Below are 15412 nucleotides of genomic sequence, written 5' to 3'. Positions count from 1 at the left end.
TTGTCCATTGTTTCATTTAGCTGTCATACTTAATCAATATCGGAATAGTTAATTACTTCTTCTGTATATACACTACCATCCTTCATAATCCTATAACCGGCTTTTTTCCCATAAGGGATCATTAATTCAATTGTAATTTTTTTTGTTTCTTTTATCGTAAATGTTTCTGACGGTTCTGTCATGGTTCGACTCAAGTCATCAATATAAACCTGGACCACCTGTTCCTTTTCTGGGTTTTCAGGGTCTGGCTCATATGGGATTGTAATATCTTTAACCACCTTTTTAGGCGGCTTTTCCCCTTTTGAAATGATTACTGTTACTTTATCGCCCTTTTTCAGCTCTGCACCCTCTTTAGGTGATTGGGATATAATCATTCCTGCCGGTACTATATCATCATATTGTTCCTGCGATGCATCCAAGGTGAGTCCGACTAAAGCAGCATAATCCTGGGCACCTTTTAAACTGTATTGAGTCAAATCTCTTAACACGATAATTTCTGGCCCCTGGCTGACTTCGAATTCCAAGACTGTTTCTTCAGGAACCACTTTTTCGCCTTCCGGAAGATTTTGGCTGAGAATTGTCCCTGGATCACTATCATCATGCTTCTCTATCTTCTTTATATCTTTAAAATTATCATTTTCTAACAGCCTTAGTACCTCGTCATACTGTCTGCCAACATAATTTGATAATTCAAGTTTTTCTTTTCCTAAACTAATATAGATGGAGACTTTTGCTTCTTCTTTAACTGTTTCTCCGGCTTCAGGATCGGTTTTAATGACTAACCCTTCATTAACCTCATCATCAGTTATCTCAATTTTTTGATCAATCCCAAGTCCTTTTAGCTTTAATTTTGAAATTGCATCATCCACTGCCATTCCGCTTACATCTGGTACTTTAACATCCTTTGCAGCGAGTAATCCTGGTAAAAACAATGCAGATAATACCCCTAAAATACTTAGTATAAGAAAAATAGTAATAAAGACGAGCGGCCATTTTTTCCTTTTTTTATTCTTATCTTTCCCGTCCTTGCCGGGGTTTTTAGGATTCTCTTTCGCCTTTTCATTTTTATGAACTAAGGTCTCATCCAAATTTTTAAGCGGCTTATCATCCGTGATGATCGGAATCGCTTTAGTCGCTTCGTCATCATCAGGAATGGTGAATTTCGGTTCATTCATCCTCTCTGGGTCGAGAGCAGTTCTTAGATCCTCTTCCATTTCGTCCACACTATTATAACGATGAAATGGATCCTTAGCAGTTGCCTTTAAGACGATATTTTCAACGCTTTGCGGAATTTTCGGATTCCAGCGGCGAACCGATGGTGTCTCTGATTGAAGGTGCTTCAAAGCAATAGATACTGCCGATTCTCCTGAAAAAGGCAGCCTTCCGGTTAATAGTTCGAACATAACAATGCCTAGAGAATAAATATCTGACTTTCGATTCGCCATCCCGCCTCTTGCCTGTTCAGGTGATAAATAATGGACAGACCCTAAGACCGAGTTGGTCTGGGTAATTGAGGTTGCACTAAGCGCCATAGCAATCCCGAAGTCAGTAATTTTCACATTACCGGTATGGTCTATTAATATATTGTGCGGCTTAATATCGCGATGGATAATATGATTATGATGGGCATGAGAGATCGCCGATGCCAGTTGTCTCATAATCCCGATTGCATCTTCCACTCTTAATGGCGAGTTTTGTTGTATGTATTGTTTGAGTGTTTGGCCATCTACATATTCCATCACAATATAATATAGTTCATTTTCTTCTCCGACATCATAAATATTAACAATATTCGGATGTGCAAGGCTTGTAGCAGATTGAGCTTCCCTGTGAAATCTTCTGATGAATTCTTCATCATTTGCAAAATCAAGCCGCAGCATTTTAACAGCGACATCGCGGTCAAGAATCATATCGTGAGCCAGGTAGACATTGGCCATGCCACCACCGCCGATGATATGTAAAATTTTATAGCGGCCGCTTAATCTTTTACCAATCATCATCTAAACATCACCCCGTAGACACTCAGAAAACTCCGCAATTACTAAGGTGATGTTATCCTCTCCGCCATTATCATTTGCAAGCTTGATTAGTGTTCCGGCTTTATCATCAAGTGAATCTTCATTTAACAGGATTTCCGACATTTCTTTTTCAGTTACTTTATTAGAAAGGCCATCTGAACATAATAACAGAATATCTCCCTCTTCAAAAATAATGGTTGCAATATCAATCTCCACTACTTTTTCAGTTCCCAGTGCCCTGAGTAATACATTTTTTCTTGGATGATGCTCTGCATCTTCCTTGGAAATTTGCCCTGTCCTTACTAATTCATTTACAAGTGAATGATCCTCTGTTATTTGCTTAAATCCGGTTTCATTTAAAATATATCCCCGGCTATCCCCAATATTTGCTAAGGTTGCAAAGCGGTCGGTTGTGATGGCAGCTACGATGGTTGTCCCCATGCCATCACATTCAGAATTATTCGATGCATGTTCTAATAGTTTATAATTGACTGCCGTTATTTGATCTTCCAGCCACTTTTCGGCAGCATCTGCCGTAATAATTCCCTTAGCCGCTTCCCATTCCTGCTTTAAATGGGAAACACTCATTTCACTTGCTACATCACCTGCACGGTGACCGCCCATCCCATCTGCTACAATGGCAAGGCGGCTGCCGTCCTGATTGACAAAGATTCCTCCTGCATCCTCATTATGAAGACGTACTTTCCCTTTGTCTGTTTTAAATACCGCTTTCATACCTTCACCTCGTCTCCTCTTTTCGCTCCTTTGCACGAAGCTGTCCGCATGCTGCATCAATATCATGACCTTGCTCACGACGAATTGTTACATTAATTCCACGATTTTTCAATGTCTTCTCAAACGCAAAAATCTTTTCCCTTGGTGTTCTCACATAGTCCCTTTCAGGTACATAGTTTACTGGAATAAGATTCACATGGCACTTTAGACCTTTTAATAAGTCAGCCAATTCCTCCGCATGCTCAGTTGAATCATTAACATTACCAAACAGGCCGTATTCAAAGCTAATTCTTCGCCCTGTCTTATCGATATAATACCGTACCGCTTTCATTAAGTCATCAAGTTTATATGCCTTATTGATAGGCATTAATCTTGTACGTAATTCTGTATTCGGAGCATGCAATGATATTGCAAAGTTGATCTGCATGTTCTCATCCGCAAATTTATAGATCTTTGGAATAATCCCGCTTGTTGATACCGTAATATGACGTGCGCCAATATTTAACGCTTTATCATGGTTAATGATTTTTAAAAATGAAAGCATATTATCATAGTTATCAAACGGCTCGCCAATACCCATGATAACAACTGAGCTTACCCTTTCACCCGTTTCATCGAGTGCTTGCTGCACCTTCACCACTTGAGCCACAATCTCTCCCGCTTCGAGGTGCCGCTTTAAGCCGCCAAGGGTTGAAGCACAAAAGGTACAGCCAATGCGGCAGCCAACCTGTGTCGTCACACACACGGAATTTCCGTAATCGTGACGCATTAAAACCGTTTCAATGGAATAGCCATCTTGAAGTTCAAACAAGAATTTAATCGTACCATCTGCTGATTCTTGCTGAATAACTGTATTTAATGTCGTGATTTGAAACTGATCTGCAAGCTTCTCTCTCAATCCCTTTGATAAATTACTCATTTCATCAAACGATGTAACTCTTTTAGTATAGAGCCAATTAAAGATTTGCTCGGTACGAAAAGATTTTTCACCATTCTCTTGCAGCCATTCTGTTAGCTCATGAAACTGGAGTGTGTAAATTGATTTTTTATTTTCTTCCAATGTTGTTTTCTTCTCAGTTGTATATGATTGTTCCAACTGTTACACCTTCTTTCTTAATGCTGCAATATAAAATCCATCAGAACCAAAATCCTGTGGGAAAATTTGCAGGTCATAGCCTGTAATTAGGGGTTGAATAGCTTCTGGCATTCGTTGTTTTAATGACAAATCCCCTTCAAAATCTGGATTATTTTCTAAAAATACCTTTACTGTATCTTCGTTTTCTTGTTTATCTACTGTGCAGGTACTATATACAAGAATACCTCCTTTTTTCAATAAAGGGGCTACTGACGTTAGCAGATCTTGTTGGATGCTGCTTAACCGTTCTATATCTTTTTCCATTTTCGTATATTTCATGTCAGGCTTTCTTCTCATTACCCCAAGACCTGAGCATGGAGCATCAAGCAAAATTCGATTGAATGTCTCATCCTTGAATTTTTCTTGTATATCTCTTGAGTCAGACACATTTGTTTTTATATTAGATAACCCTAACCGGCGGGCATTTTCATTAATTAATTTTACTTTATGCTGATGCAGATCAACCGAAATGACTTCACCAGTATTATTCATTTTTTCAGCAATATGCGTACTTTTTCCTCCAGGGGCTGCACATGCATCAAGGATAAATTCGTTTTCCATTGCCCCTAATGCATAGGCTGCAAGCATCGAGCTTTCATCTTGGATTGTTAACATACCATATTTAAAGGCAATTGTGGAAGCCAAATTTCCCTTTAACGACCTTATTGCTTCAGGAATGATTGGGCTTTTTTCAATATCAAAACCATCCTCTTCCAGAATTGCTGTACATTCATCCCGGGTAATCTTTGTAAGATTAACCCTTGCTGTTTGCATTGGTGCTGTTAAATTCATTTCACACATTTCTCTTGTTTTTTCATAGCCAAATTGGTTAACCCATCGATTCACAAGCCATATTGGGTGACTCGTTTCTAGCGACAATCTTTCGTTAAGGTCAGAAACCTCACTAAAAGATGGAAGGCCATTTCGTTGAATGCTTCTTAATACTCCATTTACCAAACTGGCAATTCCTTTATGCCCTCGGCTTTTTGCAATTTCCACTGCTTCGTAAATAGCAGCTCTATCTGGAATACGATCAAGGTAAACCATTTGATATAGGGTAAGTCGTAATAAATGATGAATCCAATTTGCTAATTTTTTATTGTCTTTAATGAATGGCTGTAAAAAGAAATCGAGCGCCATTCGTCTTTGTAATGTGCCATATGTCAATTCTGTTAGTAAGCCAATGTCAATTGGCGACAATTGATTTTTTTCTATTACATTGTTTAGCAGCAAATTACTATAGGATTGGTTTTTCTCAATAGCAACAAGAAGATCCATCGCTATTTCACGTACATTCTTTTTTGTTTTGGTCGTCATATTATTCTCCTAATTTACTGCCTAATAAAATTTTCGCACCTGCGCCACGTAAAAATTGTTCACTTTTCATTTTTGTTTTCCCTGAAGGCTGTAACTCGATAATTTTAACAGCGGTATTATTACCACTTTTAACCGTTAATCCATCTGGCTCTATACTTATTATTGTCCCTGGCTTAAGAGCAACTGTATTGTGTACCTTCTTGGCCTGCCAAATTTTTAAAACCTGTCCATTCAATGTTGTAAAGGCAACTGGCCATGGATTTAACCCCCGGATATGGTTGTAGATTTCTTCACCTGTTTGTTCCCAGTTGATTTTTTCTTGTTCTCTTTTAATATTCGGAGCAAAGGTTGCATACTCCTCATTCTGGGGAATCGGGGTTAGACTGCCTTCTAGCAGCTTCGGTAAAGTTTCTGATAATAGTTTAGCTCCCGCAGCACTTAATTTATCATGTAATGTACCTACATTATCCTCTTCGGCTATCGGAACTTCAACAGCAGTTAAGATATCTCCTGCATCCAATTTTTCTGCCATATACATTATGGTGATTCCAGTTTTCTCCTTGCCTTGTAAAATCGCATAATGAATTGGAGCACCGCCTCGAAGTTCTGGCAAAAGTGATGCATGAACATTTATGCATCCATATTTAGGTGCCTCCAGCAGTTCTTTCGGTAAAATTTGTCCAAATGCAGCTGTTACAATTAAATCAGGTTCTAAATCAAGAATCCTTTGCAGTTCTTCCGGCTGGCGAATTTTTTCCGGCTGAAATACTGGTATTTTATTGCTTATTGCTTCTACCTTTACAGGTGGTGGTGTTAAAACCCTTTTGCGCCCCACAGGTCTGTCAGGCTGGGTGACGACCCCGATCACCTCATAGCCATCGTGAATAATTCTCTGCAAGACCGGTACGGAAAAATCGGGCGTTCCCATAAATATAATTCTGGTCATTCACTTTCTACTCCTTCTAGCTCATCTTCCTCAAGATACCTCGTAACCTTAGAAGTAAATAATATTCCATCAAGATGATCAATTTCATGCTGAATTGCCCTGGCAAGAAATCCTTCTGCATCAAGCTGGTATTTTCTTCCCTTTCGATCGAGTGCTTCAATTTTGACATAATTTGCCCTTGTTACTTCACCATATAATCCAGGAAAGCTCAAACAGCCTTCAGGGCCAGTTTGTTCTCCTTCCTGATTTAATATTTGAGGGTTAATCATTTCGATTGTTCCCAATTCATCATCAATATCTACAATCGCAATTCTTGCATCTAAGCCAATCTGCGGAGCTGCAAGACCCACTCCGTCGAATTCAATCATTGTGTCATACATATCATCCAGCAATTTCACAAGTTTTTTATCAAACTTGACCACCTCTTTACATTTTTGCTCAAGGATCTCTGCTGGGTAATTTACAATTTTACGTATCGCCAAAATAGTTCCTCCGTCAGTTCAATCATATATATGAAGTTTATTGTTTATCATTTTCACCCAGATTACATTAAGATAAACGGATTTATATCAATCGAAACCTGCAGACCGTTTTTCGTTTCTGTTTGATACTGATCAAGTATTTTTTTCAAGATTCTGGTTAAATGTGGTTCCCGCTTGTATTTTATCAGACATTGATAACGATATCTATTATTAATCCTAGGGATTGGTGATGCTGCCGGTCCCAAAATCACAGCTTGATTTGAAACTTGGGAACGAACGAAATTTACAATTTTCTCTGTTTCCGAGACCACCGACATTAAATTTTCGTGGGTTAAGGTAATGAGCACTAAATAATAAAAAGGCGGATAATGATGAAGTTTTCGCATCATCATTTCACGATGATAAAAGAAAGCATAATTTTGTGTACCCGCAAGTTCAATGCTGTAATGCTCCGGGGTATAGGTTTGAATAACGACTTCACCAGGCAGTTGATGTCTTCCTGCTCGCCCGCTTACTTGTGTCAATAATTGAAAGGTTTTTTCTGAGGAGCGGAAATCAGGTAAGTGAAGCATCGTATCTGCTGACAAGACACCAACAAGAGTAATGTTAGGGAAATCTAAGCCTTTGGCAATCATTTGTGTTCCTAATAGTATGTCGGCTTTTCCATCCTGAAAGTCTTTTAATAATCTTTCATGCGATCCTTTTCTTCCTGTCGTGTCGACATCCATGCGAATAACCCTTGCTTCAGGAAGAATCTTACCCAGTTCTTCCTCTACCTTCTGCGTTCCGCTGCCAAAATAACGGATATATTCACTTGAACATTCAGGACATGCTTTTGGTATATGATCCTCATAGCCGCAATAGTGACACTTCATCCTGCTTCCTGCGCGGTGATAAGTAAGGGAGATCTCACAATTTGGGCAATTTACGACATATCCGCAGTCACGGCACATGACAAACGATGAATGCCCTCGCTTATTTAAAAACAAGACGGACTGCTGCTTTTTTTCGATCCGATCCTTCAGCATCTCGAAAAGCTTTCTGGAAAACATTGAACGGTTTCCGGCACGGAGCTCTTCACGCATATCAACAATTTCAACAGATGGCAGAGGCCGTTCATTCATTCTGCTTGAGAGCGTGAGCAATTGATATACCTTTTTTTGCGCTCTGGCAAATGACTCTAAGGATGGAGTAGCACTTCCAAGAACAACTGGACAGTGATAGGTTTTTGCCCTTTCAATCGCAACATCCCGAGCATGATAACGCGGCATATCTTCCTGTTTATAACTTGTTTCATGCTCTTCATCAATAATGATGATGCCAATATTTTCAAACGGAGCAAATATCGCCGATCTTGCACCGACAACTACCTTCACTTCTTTACGCTGAATCTTGCGCCACTCATCATACTTTTCCCCTGCAGAGAGGCCGCTGTGAAGGACAGCAACTAAATCCCCGAACCTTCCTTTAAATCTATTGACCATCTGAGGCGTTAAAGAGATTTCCGGCACTAAAACAATAGCCTCTTCCCCTTTTTCAATAACTTTCTGAATCGATTGCAGGTAAATCTCTGTTTTTCCGCTTCCAGTTACACCATAAAGTAAAAATACCTCATGCTTTTCGGATTCAATTGAAGCGAGAATAGGTTCAATGACGTCAGCCTGGGCAGAAGTTAATGGTAATGGAGTGGAATGCTCGAATATCCTATGCTCGAACGGGTCACGGTATACTTCCATTTCCTCTTCGGACAAAAGTTTTTTCTCCACAAGAGCCTTTACCGTAGCGGTCGAAGCATTCGCTTCTGCCAGCAGCTGTCGTAATTCTATCGGATTAGGATGATCCAAAAAGAAGTGTAAAACTTGCTTTTGTTTTTCCGCATTTGACGGAAGTCGTTCCATTTCTATCTTTAAATCTGCTGTACTCATTAGCGGGGAAACAACTTTCATCTGCTTTTTCTTAACCCGTTCCTTGACAACATAAACAACCTCAAGAAATCCTTTCGCCGCTTCTCGCTGCAAAATAGATACTAAGCCGTTTTTTAGTGCTTTATCCCAATCGAGACTATTATTATTTATAAAAAAAGATTGAATCGCTTCTGGCAAGCATTCTTCTTTCATCCCGGGTGCAAGCTTTACCTTTTTTTCGTATTTTGCTTTTAATGCTGCAGGCAGCATCGCCTGGTATGCAAAAATTTTAAAACAAAGGGTTGTTTCAGTAAGCCACTCACCAAGATGCAATAATTCCTTATTTAATACCGGTTCCAGATCCATTGGTTCAATCATTTCCCTCAGCTGCTTTACTTCGGATTCAGTTTTAATTTCTGTGACAAACCCTTGGATCTTTCGAGGGCCAAACGGAACAATCACTCTCATACCAGGCTGAATCACTTCATCCCATTCATCAGGGACCAGATAATCGAACGGTCGATCCGTTTGTTTTGTTGGAACATCAACAATTACACTAGCGATTTTCATTTCTTCCCATTTCCTTTAAGAGTGAGGTCACTTCTTCGATAATTTTTTCCGCAACCGCTGATTTTGACATAATTGGCCATTCTAGCACCGTACCATCACGTTTATACAAAGTGACAATATTTGTATCTGTACCAAACCCTGCCCCTTCAGTTTTTACATTGTTTGCAACAATCATATCGGCATTTTTTTTCTCTAGTTTTTTCCGTGCATAGTCAGCGACATTATTGGTTTCTGCCGCAAAACCGATGAGCAATTGGTTCGTTTTTCTTTGTCCCAGTTCAAACAGAATATCTTTTGTCCTTTCAAGCTCTAGCATGGTATCGCCTTCTTGTTTTTTTACTTTATGAGCATAAGTGGTTTTCGGACGATAATCAGCGACTGCAGCTGTTTTAATGACTACATCAGCATGATCAAAATGCTCAAGAACAGCCTTATACATTTCCTCCGCACTTTCGACCTTAATTACCTCAATCCCATGAGGACTCGCAAGTTGGACCGGTCCAGACACTAAGACAACATGCGCTCCCTGCCTTTTTGCTTCCTCAGCAATTGCATAGCCCATTTTGCCGCTGGAATGATTGGAGATAAAACGAACTGGATCTATTTTTTCACGGGTTGGTCCTGCTGTAATTAAAACGGTTTTTCCCTTTAAAAGCCGGGTGCTGCTCTTCGAAAAATAGTGGTTCATGATTTCTACAATTTTCTCCGGTTCTTCTAAACGCCCTTTACCTACGTAGCCGCAAGCAAGATAGCCCTCGCTCGGCTCAATAAATTGATACCCATATTCCGCTAAAAGAGTAAGATTCTTTTTCACAGCTGGATGATCATACATATGGACATTCATAGCAGGAGCAATCCACACTGGTGCTGTGGAAGCAAGTAGAGTCGTTGTAATCATATTGTCAGCGATTCCGCTTGCTAATTTTGCGATTGTATTTGCCGTTGCCGGGGCAACAAGAATCAAGTCTGCCCAGTCAGCAAGATTGATATGAGCTATTACTTTTGGGTTATTTTCATCAAAGGTATCTGTATATACCTCATGGCGGGATAATGCTTGAAAGGTTAACGGGGTAACGAATTTTGCAGCTGACTCGCTTAAAATAACTTTTACATGGGCACCAGCCTGAACAAGCTTACTTGTCAACGCAGCGGCTTTATATACAGCAATCCCCCCTGTTACACATAATAAAATTTTCTTTTCCCTAACCATCATAAATTCCCCCACGTTTTATTCTTATTTCTATTATGATGGAACAAAAAAATTTTTTCACTAATTTTCCTGTTCTTTCGACAAAATTCAAAATAAAAAAGGCTGACATAAGGGTGTCAGGCCTTTTTTACGTCTCTAGAAGAAGTATAATCGAGTTATGAATTTGCAGGTGTATCTGCTTTTTTAGCAATTCGATAAGTAAGTTCGCCGCTATAAATTTCCTCTAGCGCTTTACCTACATATTTATAAGACACATATTTTGGGAGTCTTTCATCCTTTACCTGCTGCATGACTCTGGCGCGCTTTGCAGCTACAGATACTAGTGAATATTTTGAATCGATTTTCTCTAATAATGAATCAATTGATGGATATAACAATCTTATTCAACCTCCAATAATTTTTTGTATACATGTTCTACTCGTTCTCTGCGGCAATGTTCAGCCACAACAATCGATTTAATTCGCTCACATGCAAGATCCACTTGATCATTCACAACAACGTAATCATATAATTCCATCATTTCGATCTCTTCACGTGCAGTAAGCATCCGATTATGGATAATGTCCTCAGTTTCTGTTCCTCTGGTCACAATCCGATTTTTTAATTCGGATAAACTTGGCGGCATGAGAAAAATGAATAAGCCTTCAGGAAATTTTTCACGAACCTGGCGGGCTCCTTTTACCTCTATTTCAAGAAAGACGTCTTTCCCTTCATCAAGTGTCTGCCGGACATAATCGACTGGTGTACCATAATAGTTTCCAACAAACTGCGCATACTCTAGAAGCTTGCCATTTCTTATTAATGCCTCGAATTCTTCATGTGTTCTAAAAAAATAGTCTACCCCATCCACTTCGCCTTCACGGGGTTTACGGGTAGTTACCGAAATCGAATACTCAAAAGCAGTATCTGCTTGAGAAAAAATTTCCTTTCGTACCGTACCTTTTCCAACCCCTGATGGTCCGGAAAGTACTATCAGCAATCCTTTTTCCTGCATTTAATAAATCCTACCCTTCCTCAATAGTCTCATCACGGTCCGATAAACGATGGGCAACCGTTTCCGGCTGAACAGCGGAGAGAATCACATGGTCGCTATCCATAACAATAACCGCGCGAGTACGTCTTCCATATGTAGCATCAATCAATGACCCACGGTCACGTGCGTCTTGGATAATTCTTTTTATAGGAGCAGACTCCGGGCTGACAATTGAAATAATTCGATTCGCTGAAACGATATTTCCAAATCCAATATTGATTAATTTAATCCCCATGCTAACCATCCAATCATCAATAATAATATTTTGACCGTGTCAAAGATTTTGTAAACTTATTTCTATTCGATATTTTGTACCTGTTCTTTTAGCTTTTCAAGCAGACTTTTCATTTCGACTACTTTCTTCGCAATATTTGAATCATTCGCCTTTGAACCAATAGTGTTAGCCTCCCGGTTCATCTCCTGAACAATAAAATCAAGTTTTCTCCCAATTGGGTCGCAGGTCTTTAATGTTTGAATAAATTGCCCAATGTGACTTTTTAATCTGGTGATTTCTTCATTGATATCAGCCTTTTCAGCAAAAATAGCTGTTTCAGTTAATATTCTCGCCTCATCAATCTGCCCATTTAAATAATCTTGCATTCTTTTTGTCACACGGTCCTTATACAACTGAACAACAACAGGGGCTAAAATTTGCAATTCTGCTACATTCGTTTCCAATTCGGCTGTGATTGCATGTAAATCAGATTTTAGTTCCTCTCCCTCAGCCAATCGCATTTGTTTAAGCTGCATTACAGCGGCTTCAGTTGCACGAAGAACTAATTGCTCGAGACCTTCGTTATCTGCTTCTTTTTCTTCTATATGTATAAGCTCTGTGTGACTAAGTAAATCCTGAAGAGTGACTGTCCCCTCAATCCCATACACTGTCCGAGCATGCTTAATAAATTGATAATACTCATCAAGCAGATTCCAATCAACGTGGATTTTTCGGGTAATTGCCCCTTCTCCCTCCAGGCTGACGTATACTTCTACCCTGCCGCGACGGATATGTTCGTTTATTTTTTTCTTTATTTTATCTTCAATTGTTAATAACTGCCTTGGCATCCGTATATTTATTTCACAAAAACGGTGATTTACGGTTTTTATTTCGACATTTACTGAAAAAGCCTCTGACTCTGCCTTTCCTCTCCCAAAGCCCGTCATACTAATTACCATCCGCTTGCACATCCATTCTCTGAAAGGCTACTAAGTAAAAAACCAAAAGGTAATAGAATGGACTCTATTACCTTTTGGATTATAACATACTTTATTTTGTTTTTCTTAACAAAAATGAACCAGCTAGTAAAAAAGTTGGAACTGATGATAGTCCAATAATTAACAGCCAATCTTTCGCTTGAATCGGCAATGTATGGAAAACAGGCTGAAGAGGCGGATAATAAATGACTACAAACATTAATGCAAGTGAAGATATGACCGCCCAAACAAGATATTTGTTCCCAAACGGGTTTCGAGACAAAACGGAAATTTCACTGCGGCAATCAAACACATGAATGAGCTGAGCCATTACTAGAGTCGCAAAAGCTATCGTCTGCGCGTACTCTAATTGACTTGGATCGTTATGATAGATAATCATAAAGGCTATTAATGTAACAATCCCAATTAAGAATCCACGCGAAATCACTTTCCATCCTAATCCTCGTGAAAAGACCCCTTCATTAGGACTTCTTGGTCCACGCCTCATCACATTTTCTTCCGGCTGATCCAATCCGAGAGCCATAGCCGGCAGCCCGTCAGTTACTAAATTGACCCAAAGGATTTGGATTGGAACTAATGGTAATGGCATTCCCAAAATCATCGCAAAGAGCATTACCAAAATTTCACCAACGTTAGAAGCAAGCAAATAACGGACAAACTTGCGGATATTTTCATAGATATTTCTTCCTTCTTTGATCGCTGCTTTAATTGTTGCAAAGTTATCATCTAATAATACAAGCGAGGAGGCCTCCTTCGCCACATCTGTTCCAGTTATCCCCATTGCTACGCCAATGTCTGCTGCTTTTATCGCTGGAGCATCATTCACTCCATCACCCGTCATTGCCACAATATGACCACGATTTTGCAGTGCTCTAACAATTTTTAATTTATGTTCAGGTGAGACCCTAGCAAATACGGACACATCTTCAACAACAGCTTCAAGCTCCTCTACTGTCATTTGTGATAGTTCTTTCCCCTCAACAACCTTGCTCTTTTTCGTAAGAATTCCAAGCTCTCCAGCAATTGCTTTTGCTGTAATGACATGGTCACCGGTAATCATCACTGTTTTTATTCCCGCTGCCTTACATTCCTTCACAGCATCCTTTACCTCAGGCCTCGGCGGATCAATCATTCCTTGAATACCGATTAATGTCAGTTTATTCTCTGCTTCCTGTTCACTTAAAATCACTGTGTTATGAGAAATCGGCTTAAATGCAATGGCAATTGTCCTAAGTGCATTTGATGCTAAATTATTGATTGCATTCTGAACCCTAGTTTGTTTATCTTGGTTTAAAAATTGACTTTTTCCATCCCAAAGAATCGATTCACAAATGCCTAAGATCACATCAGGTGCACCTTTTGTAACGATAAAATGCCTTCCTTGTTTATCCTTCACATGGATACTCATCATTTTCCTTGCTGAATCAAACGGAAATTCCTTTATAATTGTGAACTCTTCCAGCAGTTTTGAACGGTTAAGTCCAGCTTTCATGGCACTAACCAATAATGCTCCCTCAGTGGGGTCACCGTCAAGAATATATTCCTCATCCTCTTGGTATATGTCAGAATGGTTACACAGCATCCCAAAAATAAGCATTTGCTGCAATGCCTTTTCATCTTTAGGAATGACTTTTTGTTTATTGCGGTAAAAGTCACCAGTTGGCTGGTAGCCAATTCCATCTACTGTCCAGGTTTGTTCACCGCTCCATAGATGGGTAACAGTCATTTTGTTTTGTGTCATCGTGCCCGTTTTATCAGAACAAATTACGGATGCACAGCCTAACGTTTCAACAGCTGGAAGCTTACGGACAATTGCCTTTTGCCTGATCATTTTTTGAACTCCAAGCGATAATGCCACCGTTACAATTGCCGGCAGTCCTTCCGGTATGGCTGCTACTGCCAATGATACACCAGCAAGGAACATTTCATAAATTTCATGTCCCCTCATAATCCCAATTACAACAACAAGCAAAGTCAAGAATAATGCCACCGTAATGAGAATTTTCCCCAACTGTTCCAAACGGCGCTGCAGCGGTGTTTCTTGAGATTCAGCACTTTGCAAGAGTCCGGCAATCTGGCCCATTGCCGTTTTCATTCCTGTTGCGATGACTACTCCAATACCACTGCCTCTTGTGATCATCGTACCCATGAAGGCGGTATTTTCCATATCACCAATGCCGGGACTGGGATTTGATAAACAGTCTATATGCTTGGCTACCGGAACAGATTCACCGGTAAGCGCCGACTCTTCAATTTCCAAACTATTGGATTCTATAATCCGGACATCTGCCCCAATCCTGTCACCGCTGGAGAACTTTAAAATATCTCCAATCACTATTTCCTTTGAGGGTACCTTAATCCAGTGCCCGTCTCTTAATACTGAAACCTGAGGTGCAGATAGTTCCTTTAAAGCTTGTAGGGATTTTTCTGCCCGCCTTTCTTGGTAAAACCCAAGAATCCCATTTAAAATCACGATGGCAATAATCGCGATGGCATCAATATATTCTCCGAGTAAACCAGAAATTAAGGTAGCTGCAAGCAGTACCAAAACCATAAAATCTTTAAATTGGCTAAAGAATAATAGCAGGGCAGATTGCTTTTCCCCTTCTTCTAATTCATTAAACCCATGCTGCTTAATCCTTTCCTTCACTTCCTCCTGTGTTAAACCCGATGAAAAGTCGGTTTCTAAGGCCTTTTCTACTTGTTCGATCTCCATCTCATGGAACTTCATCCGACCATCTCACTTCCCCCTTGTATCGACTATAATGTAAAGGATATTGCCTTGATTTCATTATTTATCCTTATTGGCTGACCTCTAAAGAAAGCTTATTCAGGGCCGTCCAAAAAAAT

Annotated in this window: 13 protein-coding genes; all 13 read right to left on the bottom strand. The window is 39.7% G+C overall.

The features are described 5' to 3' along the window. Positions 1-29 precede the first annotated feature (29 nt). The 13 genes from pknB to IE222_RS00220 all read right to left on the bottom strand — a co-directional run bounded on the left by pknB (position 30) and on the right by IE222_RS00220 (position 15293). Positions 30-2000, bottom strand: a complete 1971-nt coding sequence (gene pknB / locus IE222_RS00280) for a Stk1 family PASTA domain-containing Ser/Thr kinase (RefSeq protein ID WP_191268562.1) — start codon at positions 1998-2000, stop codon at positions 30-32. Next, positions 2001-2753, bottom strand: a complete 753-nt coding sequence (locus IE222_RS00275) for a Stp1/IreP family PP2C-type Ser/Thr phosphatase (protein WP_191268560.1) — start codon at positions 2751-2753, stop codon at positions 2001-2003. Positions 2754-2757: 4 nt separating this feature from the next. After that, positions 2758-3849 carry a dual-specificity RNA methyltransferase RlmN gene (rlmN, locus tag IE222_RS00270; RefSeq protein WP_191268558.1) on the bottom strand — a complete coding sequence of 364 codons (1092 nt, stop codon included), beginning with the start codon at positions 3847-3849 and terminating at the stop codon, positions 2758-2760. Between the two features lie 3 nt (positions 3850-3852). Continuing rightward, entirely contained in the window at positions 3853-5205 is a 1353-nt protein-coding gene (gene rsmB, locus IE222_RS00265; protein ID WP_191268556.1) for a 16S rRNA (cytosine(967)-C(5))-methyltransferase RsmB, read from the bottom strand. A gap of 1 nt (position 5206) precedes the next feature. Continuing rightward, positions 5207-6151, bottom strand: a complete 945-nt coding sequence (gene fmt / locus IE222_RS00260; protein WP_191268554.1) for a methionyl-tRNA formyltransferase — start codon at positions 6149-6151, stop codon at positions 5207-5209. Beyond that, on the bottom strand, positions 6148-6633 hold the full coding sequence (gene def, locus IE222_RS00255; RefSeq protein WP_191268552.1) for a peptide deformylase: 486 nt from the start codon (positions 6631-6633) through the stop codon (positions 6148-6150). The genes fmt and def overlap by 4 nt, the downstream gene beginning before the upstream one ends. Positions 6634-6695: 62 nt before the next feature. Continuing rightward, the gene (gene priA, locus IE222_RS00250) at positions 6696-9107 is read right to left on the bottom strand and encodes a primosomal protein N' (protein ID WP_191268550.1); all 2412 of its coding nucleotides are present in this window, start codon (positions 9105-9107) and stop codon (positions 6696-6698) included. Continuing rightward, complete coding sequence (coaBC, locus tag IE222_RS00245; RefSeq protein ID WP_191268548.1) at positions 9094-10317, bottom strand: bifunctional phosphopantothenoylcysteine decarboxylase/phosphopantothenate--cysteine ligase CoaBC; 1224 nt, start codon at positions 10315-10317, stop codon at positions 9094-9096. Before coaBC ends, priA begins: the two co-directional genes overlap by 14 nt. Positions 10318-10472: 155 nt before the next feature. Continuing rightward, a complete protein-coding gene (gene rpoZ / locus IE222_RS00240; RefSeq protein ID WP_191268545.1) occupies positions 10473-10694 on the bottom strand; it encodes a DNA-directed RNA polymerase subunit omega in 222 nt (73 codons plus the stop codon). A gap of 2 nt (positions 10695-10696) precedes the next feature. Beyond that, positions 10697-11311 (bottom strand): guanylate kinase, encoded by a 615-nt coding sequence (gmk, locus tag IE222_RS00235; RefSeq protein WP_191268543.1) that lies wholly within the window; start codon positions 11309-11311, stop codon positions 10697-10699. Between the two features lie 10 nt (positions 11312-11321). Further along, positions 11322-11585, bottom strand: coding sequence for an extracellular matrix/biofilm regulator RemA (remA, locus tag IE222_RS00230; RefSeq protein WP_191268541.1), 264 nt, complete (start codon positions 11583-11585; stop codon positions 11322-11324). Positions 11586-11647: 62 nt separating this feature from the next. Further along, positions 11648-12523 (bottom strand): YicC/YloC family endoribonuclease, encoded by an 876-nt coding sequence (locus tag IE222_RS00225; RefSeq protein WP_191268539.1) that lies wholly within the window; start codon positions 12521-12523, stop codon positions 11648-11650. Positions 12524-12614: 91 nt separating this feature from the next. After that, positions 12615-15293 (bottom strand): calcium-translocating P-type ATPase, SERCA-type, encoded by a 2679-nt coding sequence (locus IE222_RS00220; RefSeq protein ID WP_191268537.1) that lies wholly within the window; start codon positions 15291-15293, stop codon positions 12615-12617. Positions 15294-15412 lie beyond the last annotated feature (119 nt).

The sequence above is a fragment of the Neobacillus kokaensis genome, from assembly GCF_014656545.1.
Lineage (GTDB): Bacteria > Bacillota > Bacilli > Bacillales > Cytobacillaceae > Neobacillus > Neobacillus kokaensis.
This window is presented reverse-complemented; position numbering and strand designations above follow the sequence as displayed.